The 20,652-nt window shown below is 38.5% G+C and carries 22 protein-coding genes and 2 pseudogenes; 12 read left to right on the forward strand and 12 right to left on the reverse strand.

Annotation, left to right across the window (positions count from 1 at the left end; all coding sequences use genetic code 11):
* Positions 1-447 precede the first annotated feature (447 nt).
* The 8 genes and pseudogenes from rplU to CDG56_RS00340 all read left to right on the forward strand — a co-directional run.
* A complete protein-coding gene (gene rplU, locus CDG56_RS00305) occupies positions 448-759 on the forward strand; it encodes a 50S ribosomal protein L21 (protein WP_004664501.1) in 312 nt (103 codons plus the stop codon).
* Positions 760-776: 17 nt separating this feature from the next.
* The gene (gene rpmA / locus CDG56_RS00310) at positions 777-1,031 is read left to right on the forward strand and encodes a 50S ribosomal protein L27 (protein ID WP_004640422.1); all 255 of its coding nucleotides are present in this window, start codon (positions 777-779) and stop codon (positions 1,029-1,031) included.
* A 198-nt stretch (positions 1,032-1,229) separates the two neighbouring features.
* Positions 1,230-1,928 (forward strand): outer membrane lipoprotein chaperone LolA, encoded by a 699-nt coding sequence (gene lolA / locus CDG56_RS00315; protein ID WP_087546565.1) that lies wholly within the window; start codon positions 1,230-1,232, stop codon positions 1,926-1,928.
* A gap of 120 nt (positions 1,929-2,048) precedes the next feature.
* Positions 2,049-2,813, forward strand: coding sequence for a DUF3298 domain-containing protein (locus tag CDG56_RS00320; RefSeq protein ID WP_087546566.1), 765 nt, complete (start codon positions 2,049-2,051; stop codon positions 2,811-2,813).
* A 117-nt stretch (positions 2,814-2,930) separates the two neighbouring features.
* Positions 2,931-4,202: a serine--tRNA ligase gene (serS, locus tag CDG56_RS00325; protein ID WP_087536960.1), complete on the forward strand. Its 1,272-nt coding sequence runs from the start codon at positions 2,931-2,933 to the stop codon at positions 4,200-4,202.
* Positions 4,203-4,269: 67 nt separating this feature from the next.
* Positions 4,270-5,646 (forward strand): siroheme synthase CysG, encoded by a 1,377-nt coding sequence (gene cysG / locus CDG56_RS00330; protein WP_087546567.1) that lies wholly within the window; start codon positions 4,270-4,272, stop codon positions 5,644-5,646.
* 133 nt (positions 5,647-5,779) lie between these two features.
* The gene (locus CDG56_RS00335; RefSeq protein WP_004664488.1) at positions 5,780-6,250 is read left to right on the forward strand and encodes a tRNA (cytidine(34)-2'-O)-methyltransferase; all 471 of its coding nucleotides are present in this window, start codon (positions 5,780-5,782) and stop codon (positions 6,248-6,250) included.
* Between the two features lie 41 nt (positions 6,251-6,291).
* Positions 6,292-6,618, forward strand: a pseudogene (locus tag CDG56_RS00340) (NADPH-dependent FMN reductase); the annotation flags it as partial.
* Positions 6,619-6,671: 53 nt separating this feature from the next.
* Here the strand turns inward: CDG56_RS00340 and CDG56_RS00345 are convergent.
* The 8 genes from CDG56_RS00345 to rpoD all read right to left on the reverse strand — a co-directional run bounded on the left by CDG56_RS00345 (position 6,672) and on the right by rpoD (position 14,947).
* Positions 6,672-8,075: an APC family permease gene (locus tag CDG56_RS00345; protein WP_171063565.1), complete on the reverse strand. Its 1,404-nt coding sequence runs from the start codon at positions 8,073-8,075 to the stop codon at positions 6,672-6,674.
* A gap of 252 nt (positions 8,076-8,327) precedes the next feature.
* The gene (locus tag CDG56_RS00350; protein WP_087546569.1) at positions 8,328-9,512 is read right to left on the reverse strand and encodes an iron-containing alcohol dehydrogenase; all 1,185 of its coding nucleotides are present in this window, start codon (positions 9,510-9,512) and stop codon (positions 8,328-8,330) included.
* A 1-nt stretch (position 9,513) separates the two neighbouring features.
* Positions 9,514-10,047: a hypothetical protein gene (locus CDG56_RS00355; RefSeq protein ID WP_005161783.1), complete on the reverse strand. Its 534-nt coding sequence runs from the start codon at positions 10,045-10,047 to the stop codon at positions 9,514-9,516.
* An 81-nt stretch (positions 10,048-10,128) separates the two neighbouring features.
* The gene (lipB, locus tag CDG56_RS00360; protein ID WP_087546570.1) at positions 10,129-10,797 is read right to left on the reverse strand and encodes a lipoyl(octanoyl) transferase LipB; all 669 of its coding nucleotides are present in this window, start codon (positions 10,795-10,797) and stop codon (positions 10,129-10,131) included.
* Between the two features lie 133 nt (positions 10,798-10,930).
* Complete coding sequence (locus CDG56_RS00365) at positions 10,931-11,569, reverse strand: hypothetical protein (protein WP_087543314.1); 639 nt, start codon at positions 11,567-11,569, stop codon at positions 10,931-10,933.
* Positions 11,570-11,605: 36 nt separating this feature from the next.
* Entirely contained in the window at positions 11,606-12,514 is a 909-nt protein-coding gene (locus tag CDG56_RS00370) for a lysozyme inhibitor LprI family protein (protein WP_087546571.1), read from the reverse strand.
* Between the two features lie 122 nt (positions 12,515-12,636).
* Positions 12,637-12,924 (reverse strand): YbeD family protein, encoded by a 288-nt coding sequence (locus CDG56_RS00375; RefSeq protein ID WP_004664473.1) that lies wholly within the window; start codon positions 12,922-12,924, stop codon positions 12,637-12,639.
* A gap of 139 nt (positions 12,925-13,063) precedes the next feature.
* Entirely contained in the window at positions 13,064-14,947 is a 1,884-nt protein-coding gene (gene rpoD / locus CDG56_RS00380; RefSeq protein ID WP_087546572.1) for an RNA polymerase sigma factor RpoD, read from the reverse strand.
* A gap of 350 nt (positions 14,948-15,297) precedes the next feature.
* Here rpoD and CDG56_RS00385 point away from each other — a divergent pair, with 350 nt between their 5' ends.
* The gene (locus CDG56_RS00385) at positions 15,298-15,498 is read left to right on the forward strand and encodes a PA3496 family putative envelope integrity protein (protein ID WP_004664469.1); all 201 of its coding nucleotides are present in this window, start codon (positions 15,298-15,300) and stop codon (positions 15,496-15,498) included.
* Between the two features lie 76 nt (positions 15,499-15,574).
* On the forward strand, positions 15,575-16,099 hold the full coding sequence (locus CDG56_RS00390; protein WP_005161776.1) for a YecA family protein: 525 nt from the start codon (positions 15,575-15,577) through the stop codon (positions 16,097-16,099).
* A 170-nt stretch (positions 16,100-16,269) separates the two neighbouring features.
* On the opposite strand, the pseudogene tmpT reads toward CDG56_RS00390, so the two are convergent.
* From tmpT to CDG56_RS00405, 3 genes and pseudogenes are all read right to left on the reverse strand, one after another.
* Positions 16,270-16,914, reverse strand: a pseudogene (gene tmpT / locus CDG56_RS00395) (thiopurine S-methyltransferase).
* Between the two features lie 47 nt (positions 16,915-16,961).
* Entirely contained in the window at positions 16,962-17,573 is a 612-nt protein-coding gene (locus tag CDG56_RS00400) for a DedA family protein (RefSeq protein ID WP_087546573.1), read from the reverse strand.
* Positions 17,574-17,721: 148 nt separating this feature from the next.
* Complete coding sequence (locus CDG56_RS00405) at positions 17,722-18,654, reverse strand: rhodanese-related sulfurtransferase (protein WP_087536951.1); 933 nt, start codon at positions 18,652-18,654, stop codon at positions 17,722-17,724.
* A gap of 109 nt (positions 18,655-18,763) precedes the next feature.
* Here CDG56_RS00405 and CDG56_RS00410 point away from each other — a divergent pair, with 109 nt between their 5' ends.
* Positions 18,764-19,255 carry a DUF1289 domain-containing protein gene (locus tag CDG56_RS00410; RefSeq protein WP_087536971.1) on the forward strand — a complete coding sequence of 164 codons (492 nt, stop codon included), beginning with the start codon at positions 18,764-18,766 and terminating at the stop codon, positions 19,253-19,255.
* On the opposite strand, the gene CDG56_RS00415 is transcribed toward CDG56_RS00410, so the two are convergent.
* The gene (locus tag CDG56_RS00415) at positions 19,252-19,908 is read right to left on the reverse strand and encodes a DUF2306 domain-containing protein (RefSeq protein ID WP_087536950.1); all 657 of its coding nucleotides are present in this window, start codon (positions 19,906-19,908) and stop codon (positions 19,252-19,254) included. The genes CDG56_RS00410 and CDG56_RS00415 overlap by 4 nt on opposite strands.
* A 69-nt stretch (positions 19,909-19,977) precedes the next feature.
* On the opposite strand from CDG56_RS00415, the gene CDG56_RS00420 reads away from it, so the two are divergent.
* The gene (locus CDG56_RS00420) at positions 19,978-20,643 is read left to right on the forward strand and encodes a YARHG domain-containing protein (protein WP_087546574.1); all 666 of its coding nucleotides are present in this window, start codon (positions 19,978-19,980) and stop codon (positions 20,641-20,643) included.
* Positions 20,644-20,652 lie beyond the last annotated feature (9 nt).

Below are 20,652 nucleotides of genomic sequence, written 5' to 3' on the forward strand. Positions count from 1 at the left end.
GAAGGAAAACCTCGTATAGGTGGATAATGTTGCCAAGTGTATCAATTAATTTATTGCTAAACAGTTATACAAGTCATGTAATCTGTGATTTACAACAAGACGGTGAGTTTTTTGGTCTTAATTTAGTCAAATAAAGGCAATTCTCTATAAACCGATATCACTCTACTTATGACTTGATAAAAACACAGTTTGTTATTGTCGCAATTTGTTTTTAAAAATGTATTTCAAATTTTGATCAGAATCAATCAAAACAAGCCGACATCAATCTAATTGATTTCATTAAAAAATCCAAGCAACTTATCAATATCTCTGCATTTGTGCAAAATGACTTGTTGTTTGATCAATTTTCACTTAAAATTTCTCCCCTTGTATAACCCCAGTGGCGTTCGTTTTAAGCTCGGTATATCCCTTTATCGACACGACGACACGGGCATGTTGGAGTACATTATGTACGCAGTAATCCAAAGCGGTGGTAAACAGCACCGTGTTGTTGAGGGTGAAACCCTTAAAGTAGAATTGTTGAAAGCAGAAACTGGTTCAACTATTACGTTTGATGACGTATTAATGGTTGTTAACGGTGACAGCATTCAAATCGGTGCTCCAGTAGTAGCTGGCGCAAAAGTAACTGCAGAAGTAGTTGGCCATGGTCGTCACGACAAAATCCGCATCATCAAAATGCGTCGTCGTAAACACTACCGTAAGCAACAAGGTCACCGTCAATGGTTTACCGAGTTGAAAATTACTGGTATCGCAGGCTAACTCAGGAGTAAATAGACATGGCAACTAAAAAAGCCGGTGGATCGACGAAGAACGGTCGTGATTCGAATCCTAAGATGTTAGGTGTTAAAGTTTACGGTGGTCAAACTGTAACTGCTGGTAACATCATCGTTCGTCAACGTGGTACAGAATTCCACGCTGGTGCAAATGTTGGTATGGGTCGTGACCATACTTTATTTGCTACTGCTGACGGCGTAGTAAAATTTGAAGTGAAAGGTCAATTTGGCCGTCGCTATGTAACTGTTGAAGCTTAAGCTTTAATGGTTCAAAAAAACCCGCTTTTAGCGGGTTTTTTTATATTTACAATCTCTACATAAACGCTGTAACTTCATACATAATGCAGACCTTTGCGACACGAATTACACAAAACCAATGCTTTTCTTCATTTTTTAAATGATCAAAAACAGTAAGATGTCGTCATAACAGTAAAAATCTGATAGAAGGTTCATTTTATGAATTTCGTAAAAAAAATCGCTTATGCAACAACTTTAAGTGTAGCTACACTTGCTCCTGTTGTGAGTAGTCAGGTATTTGCTGCACCTGTGGCTGCATCGACTCAGCAGGCGACGAATAGTTTGGTTCAACAACTCTCTGGCTTACAAAGATTCACAGCAGATTTTGAACAAAGTACCAAAGTAGCTGCGAGTAATAAAGCAGTTCAGAAAAAAGGTTTAACTGCACAACATATGAACCAGACTTTTAAAGGTTCAATGAAAGTTGAACGACCTGGAAAGTTTTATTGGGAAACCACAAGTCCTGCTAAACAAACGATTGTGACTACAGGTAAAGTCGTCTGGATTTATGATCCTGATCTTCAACAGGCAGTACGTCAAAGTTTGGATGATCAAATTGCGAATACCCCAGCGCTTTTACTGTCAGGGAATACCAAACAGATTATGCAATCTTATCGCGTAACGCAGCCTGATCGTAGTAAGCTTTATTATACTTTGTATCCAAAACAAGAGGATGGAGCATTTCAAAGTTTAACGATTAGTTTTGGTGCAAATAAGGCACCTAACTTGATGGTCTTACAAGATTCTTTAGGTCAAACAACGAATGTTCGATTTACTAATGTAAAAGTTAATCCAACTATTCCTGCATCAGTATTTAATTTCACGCCACCGAAAGGTACGGATATTATTGATCAGTAATATTCTAAATACTCAAAGAGCTGCAATTACTGTTGCTCTTTGAGGTGAAATGTAGATACATTTCTTAATTTCATCTATAGGCAAGGCTTTGTATAGTGAAGAAAAACATCAGAGACTTGCATGACGATGAACTTTACACAATTATCAAAAAATATTCCGCTTCTTCCTATCCTGACAGTTATTGCATTAACAGGTTGCCAACCTAAAAAAGATACAACTAATGAAAAGGACAAAGTAGATATTCCACTCATTCAAGCGAAAGTTATTGCAGTCAAAATACCCAAACAAAAAGTCTGTTTAGAAGATGGTTGTACCAAGTATGATTTACAAAATGTTGAAACCAATCAAAAATGGATTGATGAATATTTTCTTAATCGTATGAAAAAGGCAGAGCCGAATGCCTTTGCTAATATCGCTGACCAGAAAGTCAAGCTGCCAGCCGATGAACCTTCACTCAGTGAAAGTAGTACTTACGTGCGTTTTGTGGGGCAAAACTATAATTTGGCGACTTTTGCCATTCAGACCTATAGTTACCCTGCGGGTGCGGCACATGGTATGTCGCATCAGGAATTTGTGAATTTTGATTTGTCGAATAAGAAACATATTACTGTTGCAGAGTTGTTGAAACCCGAAATGAATCAAAAACTTCGTGATGAGTTATATGCTGCTAATCAAAACTGGTTAGATGATCACCAAATTAAGAAAGATCAATTGCAAGTCAGTGATAATTTTTATTATGGAGTCAATGGGATCGTGTTCGTCTATCCATTGTATGAGTTGGCCTCTTATGCAGAAGGGATGAGCGAATTAACTTTACCGTATTATTCAGCCAAAAAATTTATCAAGTCTGAATATTTACCAAGCTTACCGAAAGAGCCAAATTAGTTGTTAGTCAGCATCTAAACATTGTTTATAGATGCTGATAGTTTATTGCCAATCGCTGTATTTTTTTAGGTTAAAGCCTTACACTATAGCCAGTTTTTTCTCTATTCATGATTGATTATGATCGACCCAAAATTACTCAGAAATAATATTGAAGCAGTGAATGCTGCTTTAGCAAAACGTGGTATTCAGCTTAATGTACAAGAATGGGCGGATTTAGAAGCACGCCGTAAAGAATTGCAGTCCAAAGCTGAAAACTTGCAGGCAGAGCGTAATGCGGGCGCAAAACAGGTTGGTCAAATCAAAAAGTCAGGTGGGGACGCGTCTGAAATCATGGCGCGTATGGCTGCCATTGGCGATGAAATCAAAGCTGCTGAAGTTGCGCTTGCTGAGTTGCAAACTGAACTAGAGCAAAAATCACTGGCGATTCCTAACTTACCTGATGAATCTGTTCCAGAAGGTAAAGATGAAAGCGATAATGTTGAAATCTTAAAGTGGGGCACACCACGCCAATTTGATTTTGAGATCAAAGATCATACTGATCTTGGTGAGTGGATGGGTGGGCTTGAGTTTGAAACAGCAACCAAATTAACAGGTTCACGTTTTAGCGTACTCAAAGGTCCTTTGGCACGTCTACAACGCGCTTTGACGCAGTTTATGTTAGATACGCATACGCTCAAAAATGGTTATACCGAAGCGTATGTACCTTATTTAGTCAATGCAGATAGTTTACGTGGTACAGGTCAGCTGCCTAAATTTGAAGAAGACTTATTCAAGTTGCAAGGTGAAAAAGAATATTACCTGATCCCGACCGCAGAAGTGCCAGTAACAAACTTTGTGCGTGACGAAATCTTAGATGCAGATCGTTTACCACTTAAATACGCAGCACATACACCATGTTTCCGTAGTGAAGCAGGGTCTTATGGTCGTGATACCCGTGGTTTGATTCGTCAACATCAGTTCGATAAGGTCGAAATGGTGCAAATTTCAAAACCAGAGCACTCAATGCAGGCGCTTGAAGAACTAACTGCACATGCAGAGGGCATTTTGCAGGCATTAGGCTTACCATATCGTAAAATTTTGCTCTGTGGTGGTGATATGGGTTTTGGTGCAACCAAAACTTATGACTTAGAAGTATGGGTGCCAAGCCAAAATACCTATCGTGAAATCTCAAGTTGCTCAAACATGGGCGATTTCCAAGCACGACGAATGAAAGCACGCTACCGCGTAGATCAGAAGAAGATCGAATTGGTGCATACGTTGAATGGTTCAGGTTTAGCTGTAGGTCGTACTTTGCTTGCAGTGATGGAAAACTATCAACGTGCGGATGGTTCGATTGAGATTCCTGAAGTGTTACGTCCATATATGGGCGGTATTAGTTATATCGACTAAAATGCATCGAATTTGTGCATAGTTTTTGCTTTAGCTCAATCAGATCTAAAAAATATAGAGGCGTATCGTGGAAATTTTCCCAATCTCTTTAAAGTTGCAGCAGCAACGTTGCCTGATTGTGGGTGGTGGGCATATTGCCTACCGCAAAGCAAACTTGTTAGTCAAAGCTGGTGCGATTATTGATGTGATTGCACCAGAGATTGAGCCTGATTTGCAACAATTAGTTGAGAAGTCACTGGGTCAATATATCCAAGCCCCTTTTTCTGTAAATATTTTAGCAACGCCTTATCGCCTAGTGATTGCAGCGACAGATCAGCCTGATGTGAATAAAGCTGTCTTTGAGCAATGTGAGATACGTAATCTTCTCGTCAATAGCGTAGATGATATTCCAAATTGTCGTTTTATGGTGCCTGCAATTATTGATCGGTCACCACTCGTTATTTCTGTGGCTTCAAATGGAGCTTCGCCTGTTTTATCACGTCAAATTCGTACACAGTTAGAAAGTTCTATTCCACATGGTATGGGTAAATTAGCTGAGTTTTCTGGTCAATGGCGTAAACAGGTGAAAGAAAAAATTGCCAATCCAGATGAGCGTCGTATTTTTTGGGAAAACTTATACGCAAGCCCACTAAAAGAACAAGTCTTTAATGACAATCTTGAGGTGGCAAATAATTTAATTGAACAAGCCTTAACAAAATGGACTGCACCGAAAGGTGAAGTCTATTTAGTGGGTGCGGGTCCTGGTGATCCAGAGTTGCTGACTTTAAAAGCATTACGCTTGATGCAACAAGCTGATGTGGTGATTTATGATCGTTTGGTCTCTGCAGCAATCTTAGAATTGTGCCGCCGTGATGCTGAAAAGATTTATGTCGGTAAAGCACGTTCTAATCATTCAGTCCCGCAAGATGGTATTAATGCTTTGTTGGTTGAATATGCACAAAAGGGTAAGCGTGTTTGCCGCTTAAAAGGCGGTGATCCATTTATTTTTGGGCGTGGTGGCGAAGAGATTCAAGAATTAGTTGAAGCTGATGTTACATTTCAAGTTGTGCCGGGTATTACAGCGGCTTCAGGGTGTTCTGCTTATGCAGGTATTCCACTCACGCATCGTGATTACGCACAAAGCGTACGTTTTTTAACAGGACACCTTAAAGAGGGATCACCAGAACTTCCTTGGAATGAGCTAGTGTATGAAAACCAAACTCTGGTGTTGTACATGGGCTTAGTTGGTTTAGAACGCATTTGTGAGCAACTGATTGCTCACGGCCAGCGTCCAAATATGCCAGTTGCACTTATTTCCAAAGGTACCACGCCAGATCAAAATGTGGTGGTTGGAACTTTAGCGGATATAGCGACCAAAGTATCTGAGCATCATATCGTAGCACCGACTTTAACCATTATTGGTGAAGTAGTTAGTCTGCGTGAACAGTTAAAATGGCATGAGTGAGGAGAAGCAGCGATTGATTATCGCTGCCCGAACGCAAGACGAAGGCTATGCCTGAGTGAAGCTAATGGCCATATTTTTTAGTAAATTAGGTTCTGTGCTAAGCTAGCCAATATATGTATAAGTGAGTAATTAAGTGATTCATGTTGTCCTATACGAACCAGAAATACCTGCAAACACAGGTAATATTATTCGTTTGTGTGCCAATACAGGTGCTCAATTGCATTTAGTGAGACCTTTAGGTTTTGAACTAGACGATAAGAAATTGAAGCGAGCAGGTTTGGATTACCACGAATGGGCAAGAATGCAAATTTGGGACAATATCGAACTCTGTCTTGCCGATTTAAAAACCAAAGGTGTTGAGCATGTTTTTCCATTGACCACTAAAGGTACAGCGACACCGCATACAGTCGATCTTAATCGTCCAGTTGCTTTGTTGATGGGGCCTGAAACTCGTGGTTTACCTGAACAAGTGCGTTTAATGTTCCCACAAGAGCAATGGATTCGTCTGCCAATGGCTGAAAATTCAAGAAGTTTAAACCTCTCTAACGCAACCGCCGTGATTGTCTATGAAGCGTGGAGACAACAGGGTTTTAAACAACTTTAATTCCTTGGGTTAGAGATCACCATACGGGCTTGCAACAACTAAGGTTATGGTTCACACGTGGTTGGCAAGATAAAGTTTTTGCAGGCTTTACAAACAGTGCAAGTTTAAATGGTGATAAACAAGTGACGTTGATTCAATTACAAACCTTAGCTTCTCAGCATGGTGGTATTTGGGTGAGTTTAGGTTTACTTCCAGCCAATACCAAAGCCGCAAAACGCGAAGATGTGAATAATTTAGGCGGTTCTGTTGGTTTACTGGTTCAATCACCTTCTGATGCGAGTGTAGATGAGATTCCAACAGGGGACTTAGAAACAGCGAAGCTGTATGCGGAACGTGTTAAATCAATTGTTGAAAAACTGCATAGCTAAGTTTTTGAGTTAATAAAAAGGCGCATTTAGCGCCTTTTTAGATTTAGATGATTTTATTCGTGTTCATTGTGTTGAGGTGCATTATATTTAAAGCCTTTGGTTTTATAGCCTAAATATAAAACACCAAACATTGCCCACCATAAACCGTATTTTAATGCTGTATCTTCAATTTCTAGCCACATAGCGAAGACACTCAGGAAGCCACAAAGAGGAATGATGACAAAGTTTAAAATATCTTTGAAATTCTTTGTACGGCCATCACGTAATGCATAGCGAGAAATCACTGAGAGATTTACAAAAGTAAATGCAATCAAAGCACCAAAGCTGATCATTGAAATCACAACATCCAAACTCATAAAACCAGCGCTTAATGCGACCAATCCTACAATGATAATATTATAAGATGGGGTATATGTTTTATGGCTAATATGGCCGAAGATTTTCTTGTTAATCACACCGTCCCGACCCATCACATACATCAGACGTGATACGCCTGCATGGGCAGAAATCCCTGATGCCATGACCGTCACAATCGCAAAGGCAAGCACATAGGACTGGAACAGCGAACCACCCACCAGCAACAGGATGTCAGGTTGGGTTGCGGCGACGTCCTCAAAATAAGTTTTAGGATCATTCGGAAAGTAAATTTGCATAAAGTAGGTGCTGATAATAAAAATTACACCTGCGAATAATGCAGTCAAGAAAATCGCTTTTGGTAAGGTCTTTTCAGTATCTTTGGTTTCTTCTGCTAGAGAGCTTAGCGAGTCAAAACCTGTAAATGAAAAGCACAGTAAAGTCGCACCTGTAATTAACGCGCCAATAGAGGTTAGCTCATTCCAGAACGGTTGTAAGCTCCAAAGTTGATAGCGTGTTTCTGCAGTAATTGGACCTTCTGCGTTATACCCCATTTGTAGTTTGTTATAAACCAAATAGGTGAATACACCGATGACGATCAGTTGAACTAAAACAATCAAGCTATTAAAGTTTGCAACAAAACGAGCGCCACGCAGGTTGATGCCAGTCATAAAGGCAGTCAGGATAATCACCCAGACCCAGTGGTTTACATTTGGAAATAAGGCATCCAGATAGATTCCCGCCAAGATGATATTGACCATCGGTGATAGTAAATAATCGAGCCAAGAAGACCACCCCACCATAAAGCCAACATTTGGGTGGATTGATTTTTGAGCGTAAGTATAAGCCGATCCAGAAGATGGATAACGGCGAATCATGTGCCCATAGCTTAGCGATGTAAACAAAATCGCAATCAATGCCACAATGTAAGAGGTAGGAACGTGGTGATGACTTTCTTCTGATACCAGACCGAAAGTGTCAAACAAGGTCATCGGTTGAATATAAGCCAAACCAATAATGATAATGTGCCAGAGACCTAGCGTTTTTTGCAGTTTAGCTACCGATGGAGTCCCAGAAATATTTGTCAACGGCGTTATCCTCATAATCGTTGATCAAAGATCAGCTATGGTTTTAAGGGTCATTTGAGACAAAAATAACCCCTGCTACAAAAAAAGAAGTGCGCCAATTTATCGTAATTTATTATAAATTGTCAGTACTTTTATGCTTCTTTTAGCAATTTTTTTGCCAATTCGCCAAAGAAATAGATGAATAAAGATTCATTTAAAATGGCAAAGCCCCGATAACGAGATTATATCGGGGCTTTGAAAGTTAAATTATTTATTTAACTTAATGAATTACCATGCTTTTTGCAAAATTGCACGAAGATCTTCTAAATTCGCTTCTTTTGGGTTGTAAATGATTGAACCATCATTTAACGCTTTTTCAGCAACTTCGTCTAACTGCGCTTCTGTCACTTTACCCGTTTCACGTAAAGTGCGTGGAAGTTTAGTAAGCGTGAATAAACGATCACGCATGGTTAAAATAGTTGTAATGGCTTTTTCGGCTCGCAGATGAGCAGGTGTCTGTGCATAAATATCTGCACCTGCAAGTGGAAGCAATAATTCACCAATCTTAGCACCATTGACTTCTTTGTTGTATTCAAGCACATATGGCAAGAATAAGTTCATGCAAAGACCATGGGGTAGGTGAGCCACCGCACCCAGAGCATGACCAAGTGAGTGTACTAAACCTACCATTGAATTAGAGAATGCGATTCCCGCCATAGTTGATGCTTGAGCAAGCTCTAAACGACCTTGTGCATCACTTGGATTGTCTAAAACTTTGAATAAGTTTTCACTAATTTTCTTGATGCCAGCACTTGCATAAGCATCGCTTAAAGGATTCGCTGCTAAGCATGTATAAGCTTCAACACAGTGAGTTAGTGCATCCATACCTGTCATTGCGGTTAGGTGTGGTGGCAATGTTTGTGTCATGCGCGGATCAAGAATTGCAGCATGTGGCATCAAGTAATAAGAAGCAAACGCAAGTTTGACATTTTTTTGCGTATCAGAAACGACAGCAACCATAGTTGCTTCAGAACCTGTACCAGACGTTGTCGGAATCACGAAAAATGGTTTTAATGGTTTTGGTAGGTTATGCGCACCTGAGTATTGCAATAAATCATCGCCACCTTCTGAAACTAAAATATTAGTTGCTTTCGATGTATCAATAACCGAACCACCACCAATCGCAATAATCGCATCACATTTTTTTTCACGATACAGTTGTGCTGCTGCACGTACTACTTCCAGGCTTGAATCAGGTGGAACGTCATCAAAAATTGCACCAATTACAGCATCTGTTGTGCTAAAAGCAGCTTCAATTGGGCTGAGTAGACCATTTGCACGTACGCCTTTATCGGTAATGATCATTGGGCGTTTTGAACCAAGAGTCGCAAGTTCAAAAGGGATATGCTCTAACGCAGCATTACCAGCAATTACCTTTACAGGACAAAAAAATTCGTAATAAGGCTTAGCCATGTTATGCGCTCCGTTTGAAATATGATTGTGCGACTTTGAGGTAGATATTTTTTGCGCCAGTGAATTTTTCTTTGAATGTTAATTCAGCTGGATAACGTTTCACAGCAAGTGAGGCAATTAATTTAGGTAGAATTAACGCTTCCATTTTATTTAAACAACGCACTAAGCGAATGGCGCTTGAAACATCACCATCAGCAATCATACGGTCATTGGCAAATGCTTGAGCAGTACTTTCTTGGAAAGAAAATACCAGAAAAGCATGAGTTAAATGTTTGAAGGTAATTGTTAAATCAGGTTTGCCTTTATAGTTGGATAAAAGCTCTAATTGTTTTTCTTCGGTCACTCGTGCAATAAATGCAGGACCATTTGGGAAAACATTCATTGAAAGTATAAAGCCAACTGGAAATTTAGAGACTTCCTGTTGTACTTCGTCATCCACTTGGCTTGCCATTACTAAACCACGACCGACGACATCCATCATGAGTTTTACGTAGGCAAATTGCAAAGTGGGCTTCACTGCTTTGGTCGAAATCACTCGCGTATCCCTTGTTAAAATTATGCAAAAGCAAATTTAGAGTAATTACTCTAATTTATTTCTTTGGAATTTAAAAGTAGTTTATTCAGATTTGACTATAAGGTCATGAAAGAAATTCGTATTTTGTAAATAGCGAATAAAATCATGACAAAGTTGCTCAAAGCTTGGGTAATCTTCAAGCAAGTCTTGCAAGCGTACCATTTCTAAACCTGCGTATCCACAAGGATTAATGGTTTGAAAGCCTGTTAAATCACAATCAATATTTAAGGCTAAACCGTGGTAACTACGACCACGGCGAATTTTAAAACCTAAAGACCCGATTTTACGACCATCAACATAGACTCCTGGCGCATCAGGCTTAGCGTAAGCGTCAATGTTGTATTGTTTCAGCAAGTCAATCATGGCTTGTTCAGCAAAGCTGACTAGAGTTCGAACATGCCATTTCAAACGGTTTAAATCTAATAGGAAATAGGCAACGAGTTGACCCTTACCATGCCAAGTGACCTGTCCCCCGCGATCAGTATGGACAACTGGAAGGCTGCTGTGCGTAAGGATATGTTCAGCTTTGCCTGCTTGCCCTTGAGTCAAAACATCTTGATGTTGTAATAACCAAACTTCATCGGGTGTGGTTTCATCACGATGAGTTGTGAAGTCTTTCATTGCTTCAAAACGAGCTGTGTAGTCTTGTAGATCATTGAAACAACGAATGATTAAGGAGGGAGTATTAACTTGAGGGCTTAAAATATCCATAGGAATAGATAGATTCATTTGATTCTAGATTATTGTATTTAAAATGGGTATTAAAAGATATTTTTTTGTTTCGAAATAGATTCTCATAACTCTATAAAAGCTATGAAATTCTATTTCAAAAAAATTTATGAATTTATTCGTAATATTCTTCATTAGAATATTGAGTATCAGGTTCATGTTGTTGACCATTAAAGCCAATTTTCCCACTATCTACTTGTGGTTTAATAAATGCATAAAATAGCGTGTCCGAAAGAAGCGTAGTAAGTTTGTCTGAGTTGGTAATAGTTGCAAAAATTTTATCACCTTTGTCAGAAGGCTGTAAGATATAGTCCAAAGTGATTTTTGCTTTACTTTGAGTAAAATCAAGTTCTAATTTTTGTGCTTGGTCTTCTGTATTTGATGTATTAGCAATATTACGGACACTGTCAGATTTTTTAATAATATCTGATGGGATTGTGGCTGTTAAATCAATTGCACATTCTGTTTTGGGACTATCTGGATCAATATGATTGGTACGACTATCCATTAAATTAAACTGGATAGATTTAGCTGATACTCGAAGTTTACTTGTATCTACATCTTCCAAAAGATTTTTCTTGATTAAATCTTTTAATCCTATATCAAGTTTTTTCTCTAATTGTTCTTGTAGGTTTTTCTGTAGTAATACAATAGCATTAGGATCATCACATTTAAGATGCTTTTGACCCGTAAATGAACATCCGTGTAGTATAGGGAGGCCAAACAGGCAGCTAAGTAATACGAGTTTTTTCATAAAAAATTCCAATATCTTTAGTGTAAGGGAAATAGGTTAATAATTAGAATCAAGTTGATAAATAGCTTGTTTTAATTGATCCACTCGAGAGTTTGTCATTTCTGTTTCACAGTTAAGGGTAGTGATTTCTTCTTCACCATATTCGGCATTATTACCTTGTAGTTTGCATTCGAGTTCACGTTTTTTTAACCATGTTTTTTGGCTATCTAATAATTGACTACGAATCTCTTTGGTTGTTGCATTCCAAACTAAATTAAGATTCGCGTTTGCGGCATCAATTTGTTGTTGAGCTTCGTTTATACGTAATTGTGCATATTCAGTTTCAGCCTGTGCTTGTGCTTGAGCCGCTTCTGCTTCTGCTTGTTCAGCTTGCTGTTTAGCACTTTGTTTAGCAGCTTTAGTGAGAGAGTCAATAGTGATTTTTGCAACAAAATTTGAAATAAGATTCTGATTTTCTAAAGAGACATAGATTTTCTTTGCGTCATCTGTGGGTTGAACTGAATATTCTAATTCGTGTTTTAATTGGTTTAATTCGAATTTAAGATCATCTAAAACAGCCTGCTGTGCAATATCTGTTTCGTCTGATAGCTTTCGACTTTCATTCGCAGCATCTATAATCTGTGATGGGATCTTAATATCTAGTTCAGCCGCACAAAATTCTTTTTTACTATTAGGGTCTGAGTTGTTAGTTCTGACATCATTAACTGTAATATCAAATTGTTTAATTGTACTTCTGACTTTTCCCATATCTAGGGTTATATTTTGAGTATTGATAAGTGTTTTAACTTGTTCTGATGTTAATTGATCAATATCTTTATTTATAAGTTCGATGACTAGTTTACGAGTATCCTCACTATTACATTTAGCAGAATTAAAAGATAATTTTTCACAACCAACGAGGAAAGACGTTGAAATAATACAGAACAGAAGGGTTGTTTGTTGCACTTATTGTTACTCCTAGTAATATATGGCTATTATAGTAACAAAAACATTACAAATTGTCGCTGATTATAATTATTTGTATATTGCGAAAAATATAGGGATATATTGTATATCCCTATATTGTATTAAAGCGCTGTCTTAATTAAAGGACAGGCTGCAAGATCAGCATATAGCGCATGAACTTGTTCTAACTCTTCAAAGCGTAATTGTGCGGTTAAAGAGTGGTATTTACCTGTACGTGAAGGTTGTACTTTTACTGTACCACCATCGAATTCAGGGAAGTGCTTCTGCAAAATATCAACAACAGCCACTCGAAGTTCATCCCCTGCATTACCAATCAATTTGATTGGATAGTCCATCGGGAAAACCCAAAGATGTTCTTGTAATTCACGAGAAGGAGTGCGGTCTAACATGAGCAACCTCTTTAATTTGAAACGCCTGCATCAGTGCAGGCGCTTATGATCTAATCACTAGATGGGGATGAAGTGTTGAACTTCAAGTCCTGCGCTAAACCAATACCATGCATTGGTCTAGCACAAGATTTCTCAAAGATTAGTCGTTTTCCAAGAATGAACGTAAATGTTCAGAGCGAGAAGGGTGGCGAAGTTTACGTAACGCTTTCGCTTCAATCTGACGGATACGTTCACGTGTTACGTCAAACTGTTTACCTACTTCTTCTAAAGTATGGTCGGTTGGCATATCGATACCAAAACGCATTTTTAAGACTTTAGCTTCACGTTCTGTTAAGTTTTCAAGCACTTCACGTGTCGCTTCTTTTAAACCTTCTGAGGTCGCAGCATCGACTGGAGATGTGATGTTTGAGTCCTCAATGAAGTCACCAAGATGCGAATCTTCATCATCACCGATCGGTGTTTCCATCGAAATCGGTTCTTTTGCGATTTTAAGTACTTTACGAACCTTAACCTCGTCCATTTCAAGACGCTCACCTAATTCTTCAGGTGTCGGTTCACGTCCCATTTCTTGAAGAAGTTGACGTGATACACGATTGATCTTGTTAATCGTTTCAATCATGTGGACTGGAATACGAATAGTACGCGCTTGATCGGCGATTGAACGAGTAATCGCCTGACGAATCCACCAAGTTGCATAAGTCGAGAATTTATAACCACGACGATATTCAAACTTGTCTACAGCCTTCATCAAACCGATGTTGCCTTCTTGAATCAAATCAAGGAATTGTAAGCCACGGTTAGTGTATTTCTTCGCAATTGAAATAACCAAACGTAAGTTTGCTTCAACCATTTCTTTCTTGGCACGACGTGCTTTCGCTTCACCAACTGCCATACGTTTAGAGATATCTTTGATATCTTTTACGTTCAAACCAAGGTCTTTCTCAATATCGGCAATTTTCTGTTGGAATGCCAATACGTCAGGGCGCACTTTTTCTAAATGTGCTTTGGTTTCAGTAGGGGCTTTCGCGATTTGTTCATCTAACCAAGCTGGATTTGACTCTTGTTCAGGGAAGGTTGTACGGAATTGATTACGATCCATACGACCACGACGCACTGCATAACGCATGATTTCACGTTCGTTGGTACGAATTTGCTCATGTGTGCCACGAATCATTTCTGAAATGATGTCAAATAAACGTGGTGTGAATTTGAACATCATAAAGACAGCAGCTAAAGCTTCTAGTGCAGCTTTTGCTTCGTCACTATTGCGACCATGTTTTGCTACAATTGCTTTTGTATCATTCCAAGCAGCTTCTAGTTCAGAAAAACGAACTTTGGCGATTTCAGGATCTGGACCTGAATCACCTTCAGAATCATCATCACCTTCAGATTCTTCGTCTTCGTCATCATCGTCAAGTTTTACATCTTTCGTCGCAGGTGAAGCGCTTTCAGCTTCTTCAAGTTCTGCTTCTTCTTCCAGTACTTCTGGAATGTCATCATCAGTTTCTGGGTCTAAATAGCCAGAAAGAATATCGGCAAGACGACGCTCACCTGTTAAAAAGTCATTATATTCTTGTAAAACGACTTCAACAGCATTTGGCCAATAAGCAATTGAATGTAAAACGTCACGAATACCTTCTTCGATACGTTTTGCAATGCTAATTTCGCCTTCACGCGTTAAAAGTTCAACTGTCCCCATTTCACGCATGTACATACGTACAGGGTCAGTGGTACGACCAGGCTCGCTTTCAACCGATGCGAGTACGGCAGCAGCTTCTTCTTCAGCGACTTCGTCCGCAGCTTCAGTAGATTCACCAAACATGGTGTCATCAGTTTCTGGCGCACGTTCATGCACTGGAATACCAACGTCTTGAAGCATCTGGATGATGTCTTCAATCTGCTCACTTTCCGTAATTGAGTCTGGTAGATGATCGTTAACCTCAGCGTAAGTTAAGTAACCTTGTTCTTTGCCTCGGCTAATCAGAGCCGCTACTTGCGAAGTAGGGGAATTCATATCGCTCATCTTTGCTTACTCTTTTGTTGAATCTGTGGCGGTGAAAAACCGTGCATGATAGCACAATTCACGAGGAATGTTTTGGATTTGATCCGCTAGCTTTAAATAAAAAATAGGTTGGATTGAACTGTAGTTTCTTAGATATTGGGATGTGTCATAATTTTTCAAGCAGAGAATTCCTATTCAAGAATTTTTTCATTTGTACAATTGTTAGAATATAAATACACAAAAAAAACGATGAAAAAAAGTACAAAACACCATTTTATAGTAAAAAAATCAAATAAAACTTGACAAGGTCTGATAAGACCGATAAATAGCGGCTAGACCCATTTATATTTTTTCATTTAGAGGTACTGTTAGTGTCTTCTACAGATTTCGAATTAGATGATGATAACTACGGTGAGGATGATGTTGGTTTTGATGAGTCATCAGGCAAAATCAGTGCCAAAGAATCATTAGAAAAGCGCCGTTTGATTGATGATCTACTCGCTCAACGCCGTTTAGAACGAGAATTAAAAGATTTCGATTATGATTTCGACGACGATGATTTGGATGACTAAAGTGAAGCAAAATTGCTAAGACTTTATGTTTGAAAATGTTATGCTGTTGCCGTGTATTTAAAATTTGGATCATAAAATGAGCACATTAGATTTAGACTTATTGAGTAATTTTCTTGACGGTGATCAAAATGAGCACGGTTTAGATTTTGCAGCGACTCATGGCTTTTTGTGTGCTATTGCGGTTGGTCCAAAATTTGATCGTTGGTTGGATGAGCTTTTTGAGAGTAATCAAAAGAAAGTTCCTAGTGAAATCATTGAACAAATCAAAGCTTGGTTAGAGTCTATTCGCCAAGATTTAGCCAATGAAAACGGAATTGAATTCCCTTTTGAAATTGAAGAAGCAGATGTTGATTCAAGTTTAGGTGATTGGAGCGTTGGTTTTGTTGATGCAATGTTCTTAAATGAAGAGGCATGGTTTGCTCCAGAGTTTGAAGAACAATTGGTTGATTTAACTTTACCAATTATGGTGTTTAGTGGCATTGATGAAGAAGATCCACAAATGGAATCTTTCCGCCGCAATGGTCAATTGATGGATGAATTAGCAGAAGAAATTCCTGATAATTTGAACGAAATTTATCTTATGTATCACACGCCAGCGTGATGCTACATCTTATGCAGTTACAAAAGTAATGCATAATTTGACACCAAATTAAATATTAAACGTCCTTTAGAGGACGTTTTTTATATCTCGTTTGGGAGTTAAGGTTTTTGTGATTGAGGAAGCATCAAGTGGAGATCACTATTCAATGCTTTTATATTTCTCTTCGCTATTTAATCTATTTGTGGTGATTTGCCCAGAGACCAAACATTTTCATAGGCGATTACTTTACCCTTAAGATTCTCTGTTATTGTTTCCAATAATTTAATTTGATAATGCGTTGCATAGTGCTCAGTTAATTCATGTTCAGAAACGGAGAATGGTGGTCCTTTAAGTGAGTTTTGATCATATTCAAGGCTAATTAATAGCTGAGGTGCTTGTTTTGTAATGTCTAACAAATGTTGTGTGTATTGGCTTCGCATTTGCGGTGGAAGAGCGATTAGGGCAGCTCGATCATAAACAGCATCTACATCACCAAGTTGTTGTGCTGTTAACTGGAAAAAATCACCAACGAATAATTCAATTTGAGGATGTTGATAGTGAGTCAATTCACCTGATTATGCCTCTTTAAAGCTCAATCCTAAATTTGAAATAAGATCTTGGATTGCAATAGGGCTAAGATCAATACCAACTATTTGATAACCCTGATTGATTAGCCAGCTTATATCTAAACTTTTACCACAAAGTGGAACAAAAATACGAGCATGAGGCTTTAAATCTAATGATCTAAAATATTGGGTGAGTAGGGCGTGAGGTTGGTCTTGATGAAAACCAATATTATTGTTTTGCCATTTGTCATGCCAAAAATCATGTTGCATTATTTGAACCTCAGTATCCATTTAAATAGAGTTGAAAATGTCATCTACTATTTTTTTGATAAATAGAATTTTTTGATTAAGAACCAAAGTACGTATGCTATTGCAATAGCTAAAATAATAGTGCCAATACGCTGTGTAATAGCACTCATCAATGCTGGATTTTCACTAAAATGATAACCAACATAGGCAAGAAGAGTGGTCCAAAGAATTGTACCTGCAGCACTGTAAGCCATGAACTTACTAAAAGGCATTTTGCTCATACCTGCTGGGATACTAATTAAAGAGCGAACTGCAGGTACCATACGACCAAAAAAAACGATCCTATGCCCATATTTTTCAAACCAAGCCAATGATTTTTCAAGATCAGCAACACTAATACGTAGGTATTTTCCGTAGCGTTCGACAAGAGTAAAAAGGTGGTGTTGCGGGATCTTTCTACCAATCCAATACAGTAATGCCGCGGCTAGAAGTGAGCCGATACTACCAGCAATAATCACTCCGATTAAAGTCAGTTCACCTTTTGCCACAGTATAGCCTGCGGATGGCATAATGATTTCGGATGGAATTGGTGGGAAAATATTATCAAGAAACATTAAAAATGCGATACCCAAGTATCCTAGTTTCTCCATGATGGATAATACCCAGCCTTCCAGTCCCATAGCGCCTAAATGTGATTTGTGAGTTAGGGGTTAGAATAATGCTTGTCTAGATAACTCTCAATGATGTATTGGTTAATAATTTTGATGATTAAAATAAAAAAAAAGCCTTAGTTTGAGCTAAGGCTTTTGATTAAATCTTTATACTTATTTATAGGCGTTTGCGTTTTGCCGCTGCAATTTGTGACTGACGCATACGGAAGCCAGCTTTTTGTTTATCCGTAGTTTTATCAATACAGTAAACACAAGACACACCGTGTTCATAGCTTGGTAATTCAGCTTCAACCTTAGTAAGTGGCCATCCACAAGCGTGACACTTAATATTTTCACCTTCTGCAACGCCGTGAGTCACCGCAGTACGACCATCAAATACAAAGCATTCACCTTCCCACATACTTTCTTCGGCAGGGGTTTCTTCTAGATATTTTAAAATACCGCCTTTGAGATGATAAACTTCATTAAAGCCTTCTTGAAGAAGGAGAGAAGTTGATTTCTCGCAACGAATACCGCCCGTACAGAACATCGCAATTTTTTTGTCTTTATGTTGTTCAAGGTTTTGTTTTACATATTCCGGAAATTCACGGAAACTTTCAGTTTTCGGATCAATCGCACCTTTAAATGTACCCGCTTTGTATTCATAGTCATTACGAGTGTCGATCAGGATCACGTCATCACGACTAATCAGATCATTCCACTCTTTAGGATCAAGATAGTGGCCAACTAAATCACGTGGCTTAACGTCGACACCTAAAGTGACAATTTCATTTTTAAGTTTAATTTTCATTTTACGGAATGGTTTTTCAGAGCTTTCAGACTCTTTATATTCCATTGCATTGAAACCTTCGTTTAAAAGGAATTGATGAACGGTATCAATCGCGGCACGGTCGCCAGCAACAGTTCCATTAATTCCTTCAGACGCTACAATCAGAGTTCCACATAAATTGATGCTCTTCACTAAGTTCAAAAGACGTTGTTGCAGGTCTGCTGCATCTGAAACTTCTTTAAATTGATATAGCGCCGCAACAACCCAATTATTGGTCGCTTGCTGTTCTACAGGTGCAAGCTGTTCTACAGTAGCGTTCATGGATAACTCCAAATGTATTAAGATAGAAAAATAAGGCGCACATTTTAGCGTGAAATCTGAAAATAAGCGAGAAAGCCATAAAACAAATATGGTTTTAAAGGAGTTGGTTTTGAGTAACGATCGTCGAATTCCATCATTGACCCCCTGTGCAGGACGTTGCTCAACGGTATTTGGTGATCTGGTTTGTCGTGGTTGTCGACGTTTTAATCATGAAGTGATTCAGTGGAACACCTACACGTCTGAGCAAAGACTCATGGTTTGGAGGCGATTGGATGCACAATTGAATCAAATATTAGTACCTTTGCTACCTCATGCGAATCTTCAACATATTGAAGGTTTTATTCACAGTAAACATATTCGTGTCTTAGAGACAGCAACGACAGGGCGGAAGTTGTATCATGCTTTGAAAATTTGCGAGAAGAATAAGCATTTGGCACATGATAGTGGGCTTGGTATTACAGAGTCACAGGTTAAACCCATTTGGGATGAGTTTGAGCGACGTGTGCTGGCTTTGGCGAAGGCGAGTTATGAATTGGCATGGTTACGTGCAGATGGTATCAGTGCAACCTTGTTACGTGCCTTAGAAGAAGATGAGATCTAAAAAGATTTTTTACGAAAAGTTAGCCAATAAATAACCATTTCAGCAATTAATACATTGATCGTCCAGCCCAGCCATGCTTCAAGCTGATAAATGTGGATTGGTGTAAGCCAATCCCAATAGGGTTGAATTTGGTAAAGTGCAAGTTTCCATGTTCTTAAGCTTAATGCAGATAATGCTAAAGCAAAACTTCGAATCATCCAGTTACGATGTGCAATCCATTTTTTTTCAAAAGCATAATAAAGTGCAAATAGGGTACTTGTTCCCCATAATAATCCAAGAATGACAAAGCAGATTTGAGTACTTAGACCTCCATTTGCTGAGATTGCAAGAATGAAGCCGCTAGGCAAGGCGGCTCCAAGTGTTGCAATAATATAAAGCCAGCCCGCATAGCGATGTAAACGTGGTGTGTTGTTACGAATTGAATTTGAGAATTGGGTAAAACCCGCCAATAATACCAAGCTGCTAGTGATAACATGAGTTTGAAATGCAAAGCGCCAAGGCTGAGAGTGTACGACATCTTGCTTAAGAACTAAAAAATTGGTGCTATCCGACCAAGGGAAATAATTCAGGCAGATTTTAAGCATTAACCAAGATAGATAGCCGAAAACTAATATGATGATCAATTGAGAGAATCGGTTGAGTATTTTCCACATAAATATTGATCACTGATATGCTGTGCAAGCAAAATAATTTAAATAGTCTTTTTAGATGAGAACATTAAAATGAATAAGCCTAAACAATTATTAATTGCGATTGCTATTTTATCAAGCACTCCGCTGACTTTAGCACAGCCCGCTCAAATAGCACCTTCATGGACAGGGTTGTATAACAATGAACAAAAAATTTCTTTGTTTATGCAGCAAAAAGGTAATGATGTTAATGGTTATAGTGTTTTGAATGGTAAGCAACTAAATTTTAAAGGGAAAATTAAGCAAACTGATTCAAATTATACATTAACCTTGAATGAGGTTGGGCAAGGTGTGGATGTTGGTCGATTCGTATTGAATTATAAGGGGAATACTTCACCGATTGAAGCGCAATGGTTGTCTGTAAGTCAAACGGTAAAACCTAAATTTTTTAGTTTAAATGCACAGCAATGTAAATATGCAAAAGGGCAAGGGGAATTTCCTGATGCTTCGGTGCGTTTGTTGAAAGATGCTGATTTACAAGTGCCTTTAGGGCAGTTGCAATATATGCGTAATGAGATTTATGCACGTCATGGTTATGCTTTTCAGAACAAAAATTGGGCAACTACATTTTCGCAATATGATTGGTATATGCCTTGCTATACCAATGTGGATACACGTCTAACTCAAATTGAAAAAGAAAATATCAAGCGGATTAAAATGGTCGAACCTTATGCAAAAGATATAGATTGGGGGCGTTAAGATATTTCT

Source organism: Acinetobacter sp. WCHA39 (assembly GCF_002165385.1).
In the GTDB taxonomy this organism is placed as follows: domain Bacteria; phylum Pseudomonadota; class Gammaproteobacteria; order Pseudomonadales; family Moraxellaceae; genus Acinetobacter.

Coding starts and splice junctions, on each gene's coding strand:
- rplU (WP_004664501.1), top strand. CDS start 448: ATGTACGCAGTAATCCAAAGCGGTGGTAAACAGCACCGTGTTGTTGAG.
- rpmA (WP_004640422.1), top strand. CDS start 777: ATGGCAACTAAAAAAGCCGGTGGATCGACGAAGAACGGTCGTGATTCG.
- lolA (WP_087546565.1), top strand. CDS start 1,230: ATGAATTTCGTAAAAAAAATCGCTTATGCAACAACTTTAAGTGTAGCT.
- CDG56_RS00320 (WP_087546566.1), top strand. CDS start 2,049: ATGACGATGAACTTTACACAATTATCAAAAAATATTCCGCTTCTTCCT.
- serS (WP_087536960.1), top strand. CDS start 2,931: ATGATCGACCCAAAATTACTCAGAAATAATATTGAAGCAGTGAATGCT.
- CDG56_RS00345 (WP_171063565.1), bottom strand. CDS start 8,075: ATGAGGATAACGCCGTTGACAAATATTTCTGGGACTCCATCGGTAGCT.
- CDG56_RS00350 (WP_087546569.1), bottom strand. CDS start 9,512: ATGGCTAAGCCTTATTACGAATTTTTTTGTCCTGTAAAGGTAATTGCT.
- lipB (WP_087546570.1), bottom strand. CDS start 10,797: ATGGATATTTTAAGCCCTCAAGTTAATACTCCCTCCTTAATCATTCGT.
- CDG56_RS00365 (WP_087543314.1), bottom strand. CDS start 11,569: ATGAAAAAACTCGTATTACTTAGCTGCCTGTTTGGCCTCCCTATACTA.
- CDG56_RS00375 (WP_004664473.1), bottom strand. CDS start 12,924: ATGTTAGACCGCACTCCTTCTCGTGAATTACAAGAACATCTTTGGGTT.
- rpoD (WP_087546572.1), bottom strand. CDS start 14,947: ATGAGCGATATGAATTCCCCTACTTCGCAAGTAGCGGCTCTGATTAGC.
- CDG56_RS00390 (WP_005161776.1), top strand. CDS start 15,575: ATGAGCACATTAGATTTAGACTTATTGAGTAATTTTCTTGACGGTGAT.
- CDG56_RS00400 (WP_087546573.1), bottom strand. CDS start 17,573: ATGGGACTGGAAGGCTGGGTATTATCCATCATGGAGAAACTAGGATAC.
- CDG56_RS00405 (WP_087536951.1), bottom strand. CDS start 18,654: ATGAACGCTACTGTAGAACAGCTTGCACCTGTAGAACAGCAAGCGACC.
- CDG56_RS00415 (WP_087536950.1), bottom strand. CDS start 19,908: ATGTGGAAAATACTCAACCGATTCTCTCAATTGATCATCATATTAGTT.
- CDG56_RS00420 (WP_087546574.1), top strand. CDS start 19,978: ATGAATAAGCCTAAACAATTATTAATTGCGATTGCTATTTTATCAAGC.